This is a genomic window from Bradyrhizobium sp. AZCC 1610 (assembly GCF_036924515.1).
In the GTDB taxonomy this organism is placed as follows: domain Bacteria; phylum Pseudomonadota; class Alphaproteobacteria; order Rhizobiales; family Xanthobacteraceae; genus Bradyrhizobium.
On the sequence record NZ_JAZHRR010000001.1, the window covers coordinates 3988207 to 4006400 of the forward strand.

The following is an 18194-nucleotide window of genomic DNA, read 5'->3' on the forward strand; positions in this document are numbered from 1 at the left end:
GGCTGTTCCTTAAATCCGTTCTTCGCCGTTACCAGCGATAATGCGAGAAGGCACGGTTGGCTTCCGCCATCCGATGCACGTCTTCACGCTTCTTGACGGCGTTTCCCCGGTTGTTCGACGCGTCGAGCAGCTCGGCCGAGAGCCGCTCCGTCATCGTCTTTTCGTTGCGATCGCGCGCCGCCGTGATGATCCAGCGAATGCCCAGCGCCTGACGGCGAACCGAACGCACTTCGACCGGCACCTGGTAGGTGGCGCCGCCGACGCGACGCGAACGTACTTCGATGGTCGGCATGACGTTTTCCAGCGCCTGCTCGAAAACCGGCAGCGGGCCCTGCTTGGTCTTGGTTTCGATCATGGCGAGCGCGCCGTAGACGATGCTCTCGGCGGCGGACTTCTTGCCGTCGTACATGATCGAGTTCATGAACTTCGTGATGATGATGTTCCCGAACTTCGGATCCGGGTTCACTTCACGCTTTTCAGCAGAATGGCGACGAGACATCGATTCTGTTCCTGATTACTTCGGACGCTTCGCGCCGTACTTCGAACGACGCTGCTTACGGTTCTTGACGCCCTGAGTATCGAGGACGCCGCGGAGGATGTGGTAGCGCACGCCGGGCAAGTCCTTGACGCGGCCGCCGCGGATCATGACCACCGAGTGCTCCTGAAGGTTATGGCCTTCACCCGGGATGTAGCCGATCACTTCGAAGCCGTTGGTCAGGCGCACCTTGGCGACCTTGCGAAGCGCCGAGTTCGGCTTCTTCGGGGTCGTGGTGTAGACGCGCGTGCAAACGCCGCGCTTCTGCGGCGACTGCTGCAGCGCCGGCACCTTCTTGCGTGACTTCTGCACCGCACGCGGTTTTGCGATCAGCTGGTTGATCGTCGGCATGTCAGCCTTCACCCTTTAGTTCGCGCGAAACCTCGAATGGCCTCGCAAATTCTTCTCGGAACTAGCCGTTCCGTTCGGCCCGCCCTGCGTGAAAAACATCCACGCAAAACGAAATCGCGCCAACCACCCATTGCTGAGTGGAAAGCGCTTCGACGCCACAGAGGACCGCGATTAAGGGCCGATCAGCGGTCGCTGTCCGGCCTGCTTTCGAGGTCATGCATCCGAGTTCACTCTCAAGAGGACGTGCTCAAGAGAACTAAAATCGTCCTGGCATTGCCTAGCAATATGATCGACAGCGTTTGAGCGGCATTCGTCGAGGTTGGTGCCCGTCCAAGTCCTTTAGGAAACTTCCGTAAGGATTTGAAAGGGTGTTCCGTTCCGACGCTGGCGTTGCTCACCGCCTGTCGTTAAGTGGCCGTCTTCTATAAGCGGTGGATAGCTAAGTCAAGCGAAACGAGAACGCTGGAAATGCCTATGGCGTCTGCGGATTCAGTGCTTCGCGTGAATTCGGCAAGTCCGAAATAGCGATGCCCTCCCTCTTCTTGAGTCGCGCCAGCCGATAATTCTACCCGGATAAATATATCCGGAAACACTAAATACCGGTTCCAGTTTTTCCCGACTAAGCTTTTGTTGCCCTTCGGGGCGCAAAACTGGCGCTTCGAGGCCGGGATTGCCCATGAAATACACCGACATCGCGATCATCGGCGGCTGCCTTGCCGGCTCGACCGCGGCCGCCATGCTCGGACGCGCGGGAATTCCGACGGTTCTGATCGACCCGCATCCGGTCTATCTATTCGACTTCCGCGTCGAAAAAATCAGCGGCGACGAGCAGTTCGGGCGCTTCTACCAGACCGGAATCGCCGATTCGGTGGTTCGCTCGGCCACCCATGACGGCGAAAAGTGGATCGCGCGATTCGGTTACCTCCTCGACAAGAAGCCGAGCCGCCAATACGGCATCATGTACGACGCGCTGATCGGCGCGGTCCGGGCGGAAATCCCACCTCCCGCCGAACTCGTCTACGCCAAGGTGACCGATGTCTCGACCAGCGCGGAGCGGCAGAAGCTCACGCTGTCCGACGGTGAAATAATCTCGGCGCGGCTGGTGGTGCTGGCCAACGGACTCAGTGTCGGGCTGCGCCGCACTCTCGGCATCGAGCGCCAGATCATCAGCGTCAGCCATTCCGTATCGATCGGATTCGACATGGTGCCGGTCGGCCGCCCGGCCTTCGAATTTCCCGCCCTGACCTATTTTTCGGAACGGGTAAGGGAGCGCGTCGCCTATGTGACGCTCTTCCCTGTCGGAAACAGGATGCGGGCCAACCTTTTCGTCTACCGCGAGGTCGACGACCCCTGGCTGCGCGAGATGCGGCGTAAGCCGGTCGAGACCATGAACGCCGCGCTGCCGAGGCTGCGCCGTATCACCGGCGAATACGGCGTTGCCGGCGACGTCAAGATCAGGCCCGCCGATCTCTACGTCTCGACCGGCTACCGCCAACCCGGCGTCGTTCTGGTCGGCGACGCCTTTGCGGCACCTGCCCGGTTACCGGCACCGGTACCGACAAGGTGTTCACCGACGTCGCCAGCTCTGCAATGTCCATATCCCCGCCTGGCTTGCGACCGAGGGCATGGACGCTGACAAGATCGCTTCCTTTTACGACGATCCGGTCAAGCAGGCCTGCGATGCCTGGTCGATGGCAAAAGCCGTCAGCTTCCGCAAGGTCACGATCGAGAACGGGCTATACTGTCGTGTGCAGCGCTGGGCGCGCTTCCTGGCGTGGTTCGGCGAAGACTGCTTGCGGCGGATGCGAAACGGAATCAGCGCAGGGGCAAACCGCCGGGCTCACTCCTCGTCATCATCGTCATCGTCATCGTCATCGTCTTCATTGTCGTCGTCGGTCTGAGCGGCGGCGTTGTGCGGCGTATCGCCCTGGTCGTCCCACGAGCAACTGCGCTTGAGAGCCGCGCTCGACCCGCTTGCGTCGGAGAAAAAGGCGGCGGATTACGCCTTCGGCTCAATCCGCCCTACGGGCTGCAGGAAGAATGATACGACTATTGCGCCTGTAGCGCTTGCGTGTCCCGGCTGACTAATCCTGAAGAACGATATCGTCACCCGGGCGAACCAGACCCGCCACCAGCACAGCGGCGTAGACGCCGGCTCTCCCGTCATGATTCTTTGCTACATACTGCAAAATCTCGGGATTCTCGTCGAGCGACTCCGGATCAATGCTGATCATGCGACAACGGATATCGCGTTCCAGAATGTGGACCGTCAGTTTCGGACCGATCCGCAGTCGCCGGCCGACGAATGCGTCTTCGGCAAAGCTTTCACCGGAATTGAGATCGACATAGAGGTTTTCGCGAAAGCGACGCTTGTCGAGCGTCAAGCCCACCGCGCGGCCAATTCCGTCAATCGTCTGGGTTGCAAGCAACGAAAGCGGGCGACAGTCCGTTACGGCGCGGTCCGAGCGTATGATGGTCAGGTCGGAAGCGTTGAGCTGATCACCTCCGATCAGACCCAGCAGCGCCGGATCGGACGCCGACAGAGTTTTTCCGTTCGGCGCTTCGATCTCAAGCGCCAGATCTTCGCTAGAGGGAAACAGCGGTGTCAGGCCAGGACCGCGGGTTTCTGCATCGGTCAGGTTGCCCGGTACAAGCGTCAGTTCAGGACGGCGAAACCTCGGGCGAAATCGCAGCATTTCCTTTCTGCTTCGTGCGGTGAGGAATGGAAAGGCCTTGGGCGCGCCCGCATGATGGACAGCGTAGAGTCGATCGCCGAGCACGCCGGCAAAGCTGACATAGGCCTCGGGCAGGGATTCTCCCGGCATGCTCTTTACCGGGTAACGCCAAACGCTTTCAAGTCGTCCAACAACCTTCACTACAACCCTCGCCTGACATTTCCCGGAAGCGGCAGTCTAGACTAGTCATCATCCTCATCGTCATCGTCTTCATTGTCGTCGTCGGCCTGACCGGCGGAGTTGTGCGGCGTATGGCCCTGGTCGTCCCAGAGCTTGCGGTAGACGCCGTTGGCCGCGAGCAACTGCGTATGCGAGCCGCGCTCGATCGCCTTGCCGCCTGAAATCACGATGATCTCGTCCATCTCGACCACCGACGTCAGGCGGTGGGTCGACCAGATCATGGTGCGTCCCTCCGCCACATTCAGAAGCGTGCGGTTGATCGCGGCTTCCGTGGTCTGGTCGAGCGCCGACGTCGCCTCATCGAGCAGCAGCAGCGAGGGATTGCGGATGATCGCACGCGCGATCGCGATGCGTTGGCGCTGGCCGCCCGACAGCGTATCGCCGCGCTCGCCGACCGGCGTGTCGTATTTCTGCGGCAGGCTCATGATGTAGCTGTGAATCTCGGCCTTGCGCGCGGCCTGCACGACCTCCTCGTCGCTGGCGCCTTCCTTGCCGAGCCGGATGTTCTCCCGGATCGACATGTTGAACAGCATGTTCTCCTGGAACACGATCGCCATGCTCGCTCGCAGGGATTCGCGGGTCACGCGGCGGATATCGACGCCGTCGATGGCCACCCGCCCCTCGTCCGGCGTGTAAAGACGCAGGATCAGATTGAGCAGCGTGCTCTTGCCCGAGCCGCTGGGGCCGACGATCGCGATACGCTTGCCGACGCCAAGCTTGAGGCTGAAATTGTCGAGCACCGGCGTCTCGCTGCCCTCGTAGGCGAAGGTGACGCGATCGAACGTGATGTCGTTGGTGATGCGCGGCAAATCGGGCGCGCCCGGGCGATCGGCGCCGCGCGTCGGCTCATCCAGCAGCTCCTGCATATGCCGCACCGCCGCCGCCGACTGGATCGACACCGGAATGAAATGCATCAGATGGGCGATGTTGTAGGACACCTCCCAGAACGCGCTCTCGAAGGTGACGAAAGTGCCGATGGTGATTTGCCCCTTGGTGGCGAGATAGGCGCCGATCGCCAGCACCACGAGGTGCAGCAGCAAGACTGAAATGGTGACGGTGCGCTCCACCATCGTGGAGAGGAAGACGGCGGACGCGGTCTTGATGCGCACTTCCTGGTTACGCATGGTGAACCAGCCGAGCGTGCGGCGCTGCAGGCTGAACGCCTTGATCACCGCCTGCGCGGCGACGTTTTCCTGCACCGTGCCGAGCAGCGCCGATTCATTGAGCTTCTGCTCGTAATTCGCCTGCACCGCCTTCGGCGTCAGAATCCGCGGCCCGATCAGCGTGATCGGAAACACCAGGAGCGCCACCGCCGCAAGCTGCCAGTTCAAAAACAGCATCAGGATGATGCCGGCGATCAGTTCCAGGAACGGCAGCGCCGCGCTGTTGGCGAAGGTCTTGACCGAGCTTTCGAAGGCCGCAAGGTCGATCGAGAAGCGCGAGAGAATTTCGCCCCGCTTGGTGCGGGCGAAATACGACGCCGGCAGGTTCTGGACGTGCTCGAACAGCCGGCTCCGCACGTCGGCAATGATGCAAGCCGCCAGCCGCGCATCCCATCGCTCATACCAGACCGCAATGATCGAGGTGATGATGCCGGCGGCCGCGAGCACGCCGAGGATCTTGTAGAGCGCCTGAAAGTCCTCTTCGCCGAGCGCGTCGTCGATCAGGAATTTCAGGCTGAGCGGCATGATGACGTTGAACAGCGTCTCCACCAGCACGCCGAAGCCGACGAAAATCAGAAGCTTCCTGTAGTTGCCCAGATACGGCCTGACGAAACCGTAGATGGTCGCCATCGCGCCGGCGGCTTCCTTGGCGGTGAAGACGACGAGGTCCTCGTCATCATCATCGTCGTCGAGCTCCAGCTCGTCCTCTTTGTCATCCTTGTCATCGTCGGAGGGGATGACGGTTGCCTTGCCACCTGCCGGGGGTGCGGCGGAAGCCCCTGCCGCGAGCTTCTTCGCGAGCTCAGGATCGTCCGCCGGCGCGGGATTCCGATCATCCGAGGAAGGAGGCTTGGGCGCCATGAAACCAACCGATGCTGCACGGCCGGCATGACCGCAAATCGAACGCGGCAGCGGCGAGCGCTACCGCAAGGATTCTATGCGATCGGGATCAATTCGGCAAACATTTGGCGCGGCCGGCGCTGATTCATCAGAGCCGGTCGCGCCTTAATACAATCGGTCGGACTTCAATCGTCCGATTCGACCTTGTCAAAAAACGAATAGCGCAGGCTGTCGGCGTCGGCGTACCACTGCCCCGGCCCCTTGTTGGCAGCCAGCGTCGCCGCCCACACCGCATCGGTGCAGTCGCGGCGGTGCATCGAGAGGTCGAATCCGTTGCCGAAGAACAACTCAGACCATTCCCACCAGGTGCCGAGCTTCTTCACGCCGCGCAACAGGTCGTAGCGGTCGATCAGTGCGGGGGCCATGTCCGACGTCACCGATCCGAACACCAGTCCGATCTTCACGACGCGGTTGAGCTCGCGCACCGCCCGCGGGACCTGCTTTTCGGCGACGTGACACAGGCTGGTCTCGAACACGAAATCGAATTCGTCGCCCTTGAACGGCATGTCGACGATGGAGCCGAGCTTGTTGTACTTTTTCAGCGCCTTCGGCGTTTGGGCGTGGATCGCCTTGTTGTTTTCGATACCCCAGGCATCGATGCCGCGCTCGCGGAGCGCGCCGACCAGCTCACCGCTGGCGGAGCCGGCAACGAGCAGCTTGTAGCCCCTGGCCCTGCCCCAGACGATCTTGATCAGGTCCGTCAGATAGGCCGGATCGGTAAACCGGCTCCAGACTTCGCTGTAGGGGCCGACGCCACGGTAATTCTCGAAATAGCTGCGGTCGATCTTGTCGGACGATACCTCGCCCTGCTGCGCGCGGGCGCGGCGCAACCGCATCATCTCGGTCAGAACGATATCGGTGGCGGCGTCGGAAGAATCGAGCAGGCCATTGAGCGTCGAATCGAACAGATAATCGCCGACCACCACGATCCCCGGGTGCTGCTTCGGTTCCGGACGGTGGTTGGTCATGACGTCACGCACCGGCATGCCGCCCGGCAGCGCATTCACCGAAGACAGCCAGCGGTGGATCTTGCCTTCCAGAAAATGGTCGCGCGCGTCGCCGAAGGACGCCGGCAGCGACTTCAACGCGGCATCGATCAGTTCCTGGTCGCTCAGATTGGCATACGCCAGTGCATCAGAACCGGCGATCAGCCAGTTCAGCACGCCGTGCCGGCCAACGTCATGGCGTGCGCCTTCGTTGTAGACGCAGCAGCCGCCGAACGCTTCCGACATGAACCAGGCGCCTTGTATCTTCTCGCCCCAGAACGGTTCGTCGAACAGGATCGAAACCCGCAGATAATGCGCCGGTTTGTCGAAGTAGGCGACGTGCTTGACCATCGACTTGCGCAGCTCTTCGCCATCCCAGCGCATGGTGGCGAGCCAGGAATGCGGCAGGCACATCAGCACGAGATCGAAATCGCGCGTCTCCGGGCCCTTCCCGTTCATCATGTTGAGCTGATAGCGGCCGCTGCCGTTCTTGCCGACCTTGAGCACCCGGTGATTGAGCTGAATGTCGGCATCGACTTCCGAGCGAAGGCATTCGATCAGTTGCTCGTTGCCATTCTGGATCGAATACAGACCGATATAGCCCTCGACATCCATCACGAAGTTCTTCAGCGCGTTCAGCCCGTTGGTGTTGTGGGCCTCGGTTGCGATATCCGAGCGCGCCATCACCTTGAAGAACCGCTTAGCGATGGGATCGTCGACTTCCTTGTCGAGCACTTCCTCGCAGGTCATGTAGGCCCAAGGATGCTCGTTGTCGTGCGCCCCGACGCCCTCGTAATACTCGATCGGCGACACCAAATCGGCGCAGCGCTTGCGGAACGCTTCGATCACAGCCGCGGTCTTCTCACCATACTTGCGGCGCATGCCCGGCACGTCGTCGAGCAGTTCGCCGTCGAGGTGCACCTGCTCGGCGTCCATCGGTATCGTTTGCAGGCCGAAATGCTGGATCAGTTCCCGCAGCGGATCCGGGCCGGTCATCGAATAATCGTAGATTTCGGCGACGCCTGCCTCGTACATCGCCGGCGCGGAATCGAATTTGCGCGAGACGATCTTGCCCCCGACGCGGTCGGACGCCTCGTAGATCGTGACGCGGCAGAGATCGCCGAGCTTTTTCTTCAAATACCAGGCGCTCATCAGCCCGCCTGGGCCGCCGCCCACGATTGCAAGATCCAACATGTCTTTTCCGTCGCCCCTCCGGCCCCCTGCCTTCGGGAAGCAGCCGGTCTAAACCACAAGCAAAGGCGCTTTTCACCCTGAAGGGAAGATGAACAAAGCGGGTCTTCGCAACGCAGCAATGAAACAAAGCAGCAAAAAGGCCGGCTTGTGCCAGCCTTTTGTCTTTCGCACCGTATTCTTGCGGAAGCCTTATTCCGCCGGCGGAAGGGCCAGCGGTTCCGCCCCCCTGGGGCCGGAGCCGTGGGCGCGGCTTACCTCTAACCGCTACGGAACGCCTTGCCGGCAAGCAGGCTGACCAGCTCCTGCTGGCGCGAGAGGCCGGTTTTCGACAGCACGGCCTTGAGCTGACTGCGCACCGTTTCCCGATTGACGCCCGTCGCATCGGCAAGCGTATCAATGGTTTCGGCCTGGCCGATGCCCCGCGCCACGCGCGCTTCCGCCGGCGTCAGGTCGAACAGGCCTTGCAGGACTTCCGCGGTCGGCACCGCGGCGCGATCGACGGGCGTCACCACCAGCAGCGCGGTAGCGTGCGTGAAGATATCGCGTGCGGAACCGCGTACGGGGATCACATGCAGCACCATCGGCACGTGACCTGCCGTCGCGGCGGTCGGTATGGACTTCACGGTCCGGCCACCGGCAAGGGCCAGCGTGCCGAGCGCGTCGGCGAGCAGCGCGTCCGCCGCAACGTCCGTTATCGTGACACGCTGGGCGCGATCCTGAAACAGCGAAGGCATCAGCGCTTCGAACAGGCCGTTTGCCGCGAACACCCGGCCGCGCCCGCGCAACACCGCGCCCGGCAGGCCGAGCGCCTGCAATGCGTCAACCTGGGCAAGTGCGCGCTCAAAGCCAAGGCGGTTTGCTGCAAGAGACGCCCGGGCCAGATGCGGCCGCAATCCATCCAGCAGATTGACGACCTCTCGCGGCACCGGACCGCGATCCTGATGCCGCGGCACCACAATTGCGATTGAATCGCCGCTCGGCATCGGGATGAGCGTCCCGGCCCGGTAGCCGATGCCGTGTTTGCGGTAAAAGTTGCAATAGACGTCGTTGGTCGCGATCTCCTCCTCCGAGAGGAGGTCATAGTCGGTAACGAAGCCCGCATGATTCACGGCCATGGCGCGCGGCAGAGTAGGATCGCGTTCGCTCCATCCGTCTCTCAAGAAAACAGGTATGAGCTGGTCATATTCGACAGAATTGACCGCGCTTGTGTATCCGTCCCGCACGCCGAACAGAAAGCCGCCGTTGCCGCCGACGGCCGCACCGAGTTCACCGAGTACAGCCGGCCAAAGGGAAGGAACGAGCCCCGCCTCGTAGATGCGATCGATCAAGGGTTCGAGATGAGCCAATTCGCTCATGGGGGAATCGCCGATATTGCCGTGAGGATAGGACACCATTTCCTGAGTGATAGCAGGCATCACCCGTCCGGGTGAAGCGCCAGAATCCCTTTCGCAAAAAGAAAAAGCCGGCTTCGCAGCCGGCTTTTTTGTTGATCGGAACGGAACCCTTACTCCGCCGGCGGCAGCGCCAGCGGCTCCGCTTCTGGAGCGGTCGGCACGATCGCAGCCTGCTTCTCCCGCTCGTCGAGGATCATCTTGTCGCGCTTGACCGCGACTTCGCGGATCTTGGCCATCGAAGCGCCGGTGCCCGCCGGGATCAGCCGGCCGACAATGACGTTTTCCTTGAGGCCTTCCAGCGGGTCCACCTTGCCGTTGACGGCGGCTTCGGTGAGCACGCGGGTGGTCTCCTGGAACGAGGCCGCCGAGAAGAACGAGCGGGTCTGCAGGCTCGCCTTGGTGATGCCGAGCAGTACCGGCGTTCCCGTGGCGGGCTTCTTGCCCTCTTCCTTCGCTTTGACGTTGATCGCATCGAACTCGATCTTGTCGACCTGCTCGCCCGAGATCATGTCGGTGTCGCCCTGGTCGGTGACCTCGACCTTCTGCAGCATCTGACGGACAATCACCTCGATGTGCTTGTCGTTGATGAGCACGCCCTGCAGCCGGTAGACTTCCTGGATTTCGTTGACCAGATAAGCAGCGAGTTCCTCGATGCCCTTGATCGCCAGGATGTCGTGCGGCGCCGGATTACCTTCGACAATGAAATCGCCCTTTTCGACGATGTCGCCGTCCTGCAGATGGATGTGCTTGCCCTTCGGGATCAGGTACTCCCTGGTCTCCTCGGTCTTGTCCATCGGCTCGATCGAGATGCGGCGCTTGTTCTTGTAGTCGCGGCCGAAGCGGATCGTGCCCGCGATTTCCGCGATGATCGCCGCGTCCTTTGGCTTGCGCGCCTCGAACAGTTCGGCCACCCGCGGCAGACCGCCGGTGATGTCACGGGTCTTGGCGCTTTCCGTGGAGATACGCGCCAGGATGTCGCCGGCCTTGACCTTGGCGCCGATGTCGACCGACAGAATGCCGTCGACCGACAGCATGTAGCGGGCATCGCCGCCACGTGCGAGCTTCAGCACCTTGCCGTCCTTGCCCTTGACGACGATGGCCGGACGCAGATCCGCTCCGCCCCGCGACGCGCGCCAATCGACGACGACGCGCTTGGCGATACCGGTGGATTCGTCGAGCGTTTCCGAGATCGACTGACCCTCGACCAGGTCCTCGAACCCGATGGTGCCTTCGACTTCGGTGAGCACCGGGCGGCTGTACGGATCCCATTCCGCGATGCGCTGGCCGCGCTTGACCATATCGCCTTCGTCGACGTGCATGCGCGCGCCGTACTGAATGCGGTGGGTCGCACGCTCGGTTCCGTCGGCATCGGTAATCGCAACGACCATGTTGCGGACCATCGCGACCATGTGGCCTTCGCTGTTCCTGGCGATAGCCTTGTTCTTGATGGTCACCTTGCCGTCGAAATTCGACTCGACGAACGACTGCTCGTTGATCTGCGCTGCGCCGCCGATGTGGAACGTGCGCATCGTCAGCTGCGTGCCGGGTTCTCCGATCGACTGGGCGGCGATGACGCCGACCGCTTCGCCGTGGTTGACCGGCGTGCCGCGGGCGAGATCGCGGCCGTAGCACTTGCCGCAGATGCCGTTGACGAGTTCGCAGGTCAGGGCCGAACGGATCTTCACTTCCTGGATGCCGGCCTGCTGGAGGGCGTCGACATGCGTCTCCTCCATCAGCGTGCCGCGCTTGACCACGACCTTGTTGGTCACGGGATCGCGCAGGTCCTCGCCCGCGGTGCGGCCGAGAATACGCGAAGCCAGCGAAGCGACGACGGTGCCGGCGTCGACGATGGCGCGCATCTTGATGCCGAGCTTGGTGCCGCAATCGTCCTGCGTGATGATGCAGTCCTGCGCCACGTCGACCAAACGGCGGGTCAGGTAACCGGAGTTCGCGGTCTTCAACGCGGTGTCCGCGAGGCCCTTGCGGGCGCCGTGGGTCGAGTTGAAGTACTCGAGCACCGACAGACCTTCCTTGAAGTTGGAAATGATCGGCGTCTCGATGATCTCACCCGACGGCTTCGCCATCAGGCCGCGCATACCGGCGAGCTGACGCATCTGCGCCGGCGAACCGCGCGCGCCCGAATGCGCCATCATGTAGATCGAGTTGATGTCGGCGTCGGCGCCCTTCGGCGTCTTCTTGGTCGAGGAGATTTCCTTCATCATCTCCTTGGCGATTTCTTCGGTCGCCTTCGACCAGGCGTCGACAACCTTGTTGTACTTCTCGCCATGGGTGATCAGACCGTCGTTGTACTGCTGCTCGAAATCCTTCGCCAGCGTACGGGTGGTATCGACGATCTTCCACTTGCTGTGCGGCACGACCATGTCGTCCTTGCCGAACGAGATGCCGGCCTTGAACGCGTTGTAGAAGCCGAGCGCCATGATGCGATCGCAGAAGATCACCGTCTCCTTCTGGCCGCAGTGACGGTAGACCTGGTCGATCACGCCGGAGATTTCGCGCTTGGTCATCAGCTTGTTGATGATGTCGTACGAGATCTTCGCCGAACTCGGCAGCAGATTGCCGAGCATGACGCGGCCCGCGGTGGTTTCGATCCAGCGCTTGGCCTGCTTGCCGGTCTCGTCGATGCCATCCCACCGGTACTTGATCTTGGTGTGGAGGTGGATGACCTTCGAATGCAGGGCATGCTCGAGTTCGGCCATATCGCCGAAGATCTTGCCTTCGCCGGGCAGGCCTTCGCGCATGATCGACACGTAGTAGAGGCCGAGCACGATGTCCTGCGACGGCACGATGATCGGCTGACCGTTGGCGGGATGCAGGATGTTGTTGGTCGACATCATCAGGACGCGCGCTTCGAGCTGCGCTTCCAGCGACAGCGGAACGTGCACGGCCATCTGGTCGCCGTCGAAGTCGGCGTTGAACGCCGCGCAAACCAGCGGATGCAGCTGGATCGCCTTGCCTTCGATCAGCACCGGCTCGAACGCCTGAATGCCGAGACGATGCAGCGTCGGCGCGCGGTTCAAGAGCACCGGATGCTCGCGGATCACCTCGTCCAGGATATCCCAGACCTCGGGACGCTCCTTCTCGACGAGCTTCTTCGCCTGTTTCACGGTGGTGGACAGGCCCTTGGCGTCGAGCCGCGAATAGATGAACGGCTTGAACAGTTCGAGCGCCATCTTCTTCGGCAGGCCGCACTGATGCAGCCGCAGTTCGGGACCAACCACGATCACGGAGCGGCCCGAATAGTCGACGCGCTTGCCGAGCAGGTTCTGCCGGAAGCGGCCCTGCTTGCCCTTGAGCATGTCGGCCAGCGACTTCAGGGGCCGTTTGTTGGCGCCGGTGATGACCCGGCCACGGCGGCCGTTGTCGAACAGCGCGTCGACGGCCTCCTGCAGCATGCGCTTTTCGTTGCGGATGATGATGTCAGGCGCGCGCAGCTCCATCAGCCGCTTCAAGCGGTTGTTGCGGTTGATGACGCGGCGGTAGAGGTCGTTGAGGTCGGACGTCGCAAAGCGGCCGCCGTCGAGCGGCACCAGCGGACGCAGGTCCGGCGGAATCACCGGCACCACGGTCAGGATCATCCACTCCGGCTTGTTGCCGGAATAGCGGAAGGCCTCGACGATCTTAAGCCGCTTGGCGAGCTTCTTGTGCTTGATGTCGGACTCGGTCTCGTGCATTTCCGCGCGCAGGGACTGCTCGAGCTTTTCGAGCTCGAGCCCCTTCAAGAGCTCGCGGATCGCCTCCGCGCCGATCATGGCGGTGAACGAATCCTGGCCGTATTCGTCCTGCGCCTTCAGGTACTCGTCTTCCGACAGCAGCTGACGGTCCTTGAGCGCGGTCAGACCGGGCTCGAGCACGACGTAATATTCGAAGTACAGGATCCGCTCGAGATCCTTCAGCGTCATGTCGAGCAGAAGGCCGATACGGGACGGCAGCGACTTCAGGAACCAGATGTGGGCAACGGGTGCTGCCAGTTCGATATGGCCCATGCGCTCGCGCCGGACGCGCGACAGCGTCACTTCGACCGAGCACTTTTCGCAGATGATGCCCTTGTACTTCATCCGCTTGTACTTGCCGCACAAGCACTCGTAATCCTTGATCGGCCCGAAGATGCGGGCGCAGAACAGGCCGTCGCGCTCCGGCTTGAAGGTCCGGTAGTTGATGGTCTCCGGCTTCTTGATCTCGCCGTAGGACCAGGACAGAATCTTCTCCGGGGACGCAATCGAGATCCGGATCTGGTCGAAGACCTGAGCCGGGGTCGTCGGATTGAAGAGATTCATAATTTCTTGGTTCATCGTGTTCTCCTCGCGTGCCGATCGTCACCGGCAGCAAATTCGAAATTCTTGTTTGGCCCGCGCCCGCTCAACGTCCGAGCGGAGCGCGAATGTCCGGCCCATTTGCGAAGTTGCCTTCGCGCTTTGGGTCGGACATGGAATCTTTGCCGTTACTCGGCCGCCTCGGACGGCGCCGGTCCCACCTTGGAATTGTGCAGGTCGACGTTGAGGCCGAGCGAGCGCATTTCCTTAACCAGCACGTTGAACGATTCCGGAATACCCGCCTCGAACGTGTCGTCGCCGCGCACGATCGCCTCGTACACCTTGGTACGGCCGGCGACGTCGTCCGACTTCACGGTCAGCATTTCCTGCAGCGTGTAGGCCGCGCCGTAAGCTTCCAGCGCCCACACCTCCATCTCGCCGAAGCGCTGGCCGCCGAACTGCGCCTTGCCGCCCAGTGGCTGCTGGGTGACGAGCGAGTACGGACCGATCGAACGCGCGTGGATCTTGTCGTCGACCAGATGGTGCAGCTTGAGCATGTAGATGTAGCCCACCGTCACCTTGCGGTCGAAGGCATCGCCGGTGCGGCCGTCATAGACGGTCGACTGGCCGGAGGCGTCGAAGCCCGCGAGCTTCAGCATCTCCTCGATGTCGGCTTCCTTGGCGCCGTCGAACACCGGCGTCGCGATCGGCACGCCGTGGCTCAAATTCTTGCCAAGCTCCATCAGCTCGTTGTCGTTCAGCGTCTTGATGGTTTCATCGTCGCCATAGATCTTCTTCAGGGTCTCGCGCAGCGGCTTGAGGTCCTGCTTCTGATAATAGGCGTCGATGGTCTGGCCGATGCGCTTGCCGAGACCTGCGCAGGCCCAGCCGAGATGCGTCTCCAGAATCTGGCCGACGTTCATGCGCGAGGGCACACCGAGCGGATTGAGCACGATGTCGGCATGGGTGCCGTCCTCGAGGAACGGCATGTCCTCGATCGGAACGATCTTGGACACCACGCCCTTGTTGCCGTGGCGGCCGGCCATCTTGTCGCCGGGCTGGATCTTGCGCTTCACCGCGACGAAGACCTTGACCATCTTCATCACGCCGGGCGGCAATTCGTCACCACGCTGCAGCTTTTCGACCTTGTCGAGGAAGCGCTGTTCAAGGCCCTTCTTCGATTCGTCGTACTGCTTACGCATCGCCTCGATTTCGGCCATCAGCTTGTCGTTGGGGGACGCGAACATCCACCACTGCGACTTCGGATACTCCTCGAGCACGGCGCGCGTGATCTTGGTGTCCTTCTTGAAGCCCTTCGGTCCCGCGATGCCCTGGCGATTTTCCAGCAGCTCCGCGAGGCGGCCGTAGACGTTGCGGTCGAGGATCGCCTGTTCGTCGTCGCGGTCCTTGGCCAGACGTTCGATCTCTTCCCGCTCGATCGCCAGCGCACGTTCGTCCTTGTCGACGCCGTGACGGTTGAATACGCGCACTTCCACGATCGTGCCCTGCACGCCCGGGGGCACGCGGAGCGAGGTATCGCGGACGTCGGAAGCCTTTTCGCCGAAGATGGCGCGCAGGAGCTTTTCTTCCGGCGTCATCGGGCTTTCGCCCTTCGGGGTGATCTTGCCGACCAGGATATCGCCGGCGCGAACTTCGGCGCCGATGTAAACGATACCGGCTTCGTCGAGGTTCTTCAGCGCTTCTTCCGAGACGTTCGGAATGTCGCGGGTGATTTCCTCAGGTCCGAGCTTGGTGTCGCGGGCCATCACCTCGAACTCCTCGATGTGGATCGAGGTGAAGACGTCGTCCTTCACGATCCGCTCGGAGAGCAGGATCGAGTCTTCGAAGTTGTAGCCGTTCCACGGCATGAACGCGACCAGCACGTTGCGGCCGAGCGCGAGCTCGCCGAGATCGGTCGAGGGACCGTCGGCGATGATGTCGCCCTTCCTGACGATGTCGCCGACCTTCACCAGCGGACGCTGGTTGATGCAGGTCGACTGGTTGGAACGCTGGTACTTCATCAGCCGGTAGATATCGACGCCCGACTTGGTGGGATCGAGGTCTTCGGTGGCGCGGATCACGACGCGGGTGGCGTCGATCTGGTCGATCACGCCGGAACGGCGGGCGGCGATCGCGGCACCCGAGTCACGGGCAACCACGCCTTCCATGCCGGTGCCGACGAACGGCGCCTCGGCGCGAACCAGCGGCACCGCCTGGCGCTGCATGTTCGAGCCCATCAGCGCGCGGTTGGCGTCGTCGTTCTCGAGGAACGGGATCAGCGCTGCAGCCACCGAGACGAGCTGCTTCGGCGACACGTCCATGTAGTCGACCTTGTCGGGCGTGATCGGCAGCACTTCGCCGGCATGACGGCAGACGATCAGGTCTTCGGTGAAGCGGCCCTTGGCGTCGAGCGGCACGTTGGCCTGCGCCACGCGATAACGGCCCTCCTCCATCGCCGAGAGATACACGACCTCGTCGGTGACGCGGCCGTCCTTGACCTTGCGATAAGGCGTTTCGACAAAGCCGTACTTGTTGACGCGCGCGAACGTCGCCAGCGAGTTGATCAGGCCGATGTTCGGACCTTCCGGCGTTTCGATCGGGCAGATGCGGCCGTAATGCGTCGGATGCACGTCGCGCACCTCGAAGCCGGCGCGCTCGCGGGTCAGACCGCCCGGTCCAAGCGCCGAGAGACGACGCTTGTGGGTGATCTCCGACAGCGGGTTGGTCTGGTCCATGAACTGCGACAGCTGCGAGGAGCCGAAGAACTCGCGCACCGCGGCGGCCGCCGGCTTGGCGTTGATCAGGTCCTGCGGCATCACGGTGTCGATATCGACACTGGACATGCGCTCCTTGATCGCGCGCTCCATGCGCAAGAGGCCGATGCGGTACTGGTTCTCCATCAACTCGCCGACCGAACGCACACGGCGGTTGCCGAGATGGTCGATGTCGTCGATCTCGCCCTTGCCGTCGCGCAAATCGACCAGCGTCTTGATGACGGCCAGGATGTCTTCCTTGCGCAGCGTGCGATGGGTGTCGGGCGCGTCGAGTTCGAGGCGCATGTTCATCTTGACGCGGCCGACCGCGGACAGGTCGTAGCGCTCACTGTCGAAGAACAGCGACTGGAACATGGTCTGGGCCGAATCGATGGTCGGCGGCTCGCCCGGACGCATCACGCGATAGATGTCGAACAGCGCGTCTTCACGCGTCAAGTTCTTGTCGGCATGCAGCGTGTTGCGGATGTAGGCGCCGACATTGACGTGGTCGATGTCGAGCAGCGGCAGCTCCTTGTAGCCCTGCTCGTTGAGCGCCTTCAGCGACTTCTCGGTGAGCTCCTCGCCGGCTTCTGCGTAGATTTCACCGGTCTTCGGATTGACGAGATCCTCGGCGAGATAGTTGCCGACCAGCTCTTCGTCAGACAGACGCAGCGCCTTGAGGCCCTTTTCCTGCAACTGGCGCGCCGCGCGCACCGTCAGCTTCTTGCCGGCCTCGAGCACGACCTTGCCGGTATCGGCGTCGATCAGATCGTTGATGGTCGAGTAGCCGCGGAAGCGGGCGGCGTCGAACGGCACGCGCCAGCCTTCCTTGGCGCGCTTGAAATTGATCTTCTTGTAGAACGTGGACAGGATCGTCTCGCCGTCGAGACCGAGCGCGTACATCAGCGAGGTCACCGGAATCTTGCGGCGGCGGTCGATGCGCGCGAACACGATGTCCTTGGCGTCGAACTCGATGTCGAGCCAGGAACCGCGATACGGAATCACGCGCGCGGCAAACAACAGCTTGCCGGACGAATGGGTCTTGCCCTTGTCGTGGTCGAAGAACACCCCGGGCGAACGGTGCATCTGGGAAACGATGACGCGCTCGGTGCCGTTGACGACGAAGGTGCCGTTCATGGTCATGAGCGGGATATCGCCCATGTAGACGTCCTGCTCCTTGATGTCCTTCACGGATTTGGCGCCGGTTTCCTCGTCGATATCGAACACGATCAGGCGCAGCGTCACCTTGAGCGGCGCAGCATAGGTCATGCCGCGCTGGCGGCACTCGTCGACGTCGTATTTCGGCGGCTCGAATTCGTAGCGGACGAATTCCAGCATCGAGGTTCCCGAGAAATCCGAGATCGGGAACACCGAGCGGAACACCGCCTGCAGTCCCTCGTCCAACCGGCCGCCCTGAGGCTCCTCAACCATCAGGAATTGATCGTAGGACGCCTTCTGAACCTCGATGAGGTTCGGCATCTCGGCGACTTCCTTGATGTGTCCGAAGAACTTGCGAACGCGTTTGCGACCGGTGAATGTCTGCTGCGCCATCGTGGCCTCTCATTTTCGTCGCCCTTGTGGGCGAACCTTCCGAAGCGCGACTGCCATCGCCCCCGGGTTGAATTTCGAATCGCTCGAAAGGAACAAAGCCCACCTCAGGAATTAAATCCTGAACCCGTTCTCTAGACCTTCAAAACGCAAAACGACGCGCGGGGCGCATGACTGCACCCGC

Annotated in this window: 8 protein-coding genes and 1 pseudogene; 1 reads left to right on the forward strand and 8 read right to left on the reverse strand. The window is 62.1% G+C overall.

The annotated features are described in order from the left end of the window. Positions 1 to 28: 28 nt before the first annotated feature. Both rpsG and rpsL read right to left on the reverse strand, forming a co-directional pair. Positions 29 to 499, reverse strand: a complete 471-nt coding sequence (rpsG, locus tag V1279_RS19835; protein ID WP_334439099.1) for a 30S ribosomal protein S7 — start codon at positions 497 to 499, stop codon at positions 29 to 31. A 15-nt stretch (positions 500 to 514) separates the two neighbouring features. Then, positions 515 to 886, reverse strand: coding sequence for a 30S ribosomal protein S12 (gene rpsL, locus V1279_RS19840; RefSeq protein ID WP_108518071.1), 372 nt, complete (start codon positions 884 to 886; stop codon positions 515 to 517). Positions 887 to 1562: 676 nt separating this feature from the next. Here rpsL and V1279_RS19845 point away from each other — a divergent pair. Continuing rightward, positions 1563 to 2787: pseudogene (locus V1279_RS19845) on the forward strand (FAD-dependent oxidoreductase). 183 nt (positions 2788 to 2970) lie between these two features. Here the strand turns inward: V1279_RS19845 and V1279_RS19850 are convergent. From V1279_RS19850 to rpoB, 6 genes are all read right to left on the reverse strand, one after another. Continuing rightward, on the reverse strand, positions 2971 to 3762 hold the full coding sequence (locus tag V1279_RS19850) for an MOSC domain-containing protein (RefSeq protein WP_334439102.1): 792 nt from the start codon (positions 3760 to 3762) through the stop codon (positions 2971 to 2973). Positions 3763 to 3803: 41 nt separating this feature from the next. Next, the gene (locus tag V1279_RS19855; protein WP_334439105.1) at positions 3804 to 5825 is read right to left on the reverse strand and encodes an ABC transporter ATP-binding protein; all 2022 of its coding nucleotides are present in this window, start codon (positions 5823 to 5825) and stop codon (positions 3804 to 3806) included. Positions 5826 to 5989: 164 nt separating this feature from the next. Continuing rightward, positions 5990 to 8044, reverse strand: a complete 2055-nt coding sequence (locus V1279_RS19860) for an FAD-dependent oxidoreductase (RefSeq protein ID WP_334439108.1) — start codon at positions 8042 to 8044, stop codon at positions 5990 to 5992. Positions 8045 to 8301: 257 nt separating this feature from the next. Continuing rightward, positions 8302 to 9459 carry a helix-turn-helix transcriptional regulator gene (locus V1279_RS19865; RefSeq protein WP_334439111.1) on the reverse strand — a complete coding sequence of 386 codons (1158 nt, stop codon included), beginning with the start codon at positions 9457 to 9459 and terminating at the stop codon, positions 8302 to 8304. 89 nt (positions 9460 to 9548) lie between these two features. After that, the gene (rpoC, locus tag V1279_RS19870; protein WP_334439114.1) at positions 9549 to 13748 is read right to left on the reverse strand and encodes a DNA-directed RNA polymerase subunit beta'; all 4200 of its coding nucleotides are present in this window, start codon (positions 13746 to 13748) and stop codon (positions 9549 to 9551) included. Positions 13749 to 13897: 149 nt separating this feature from the next. Continuing rightward, complete coding sequence (gene rpoB / locus V1279_RS19875) at positions 13898 to 18013, reverse strand: DNA-directed RNA polymerase subunit beta (RefSeq protein WP_334439116.1); 4116 nt, start codon at positions 18011 to 18013, stop codon at positions 13898 to 13900. Between the last annotated feature and the right edge of the window lie 181 nt (positions 18014 to 18194).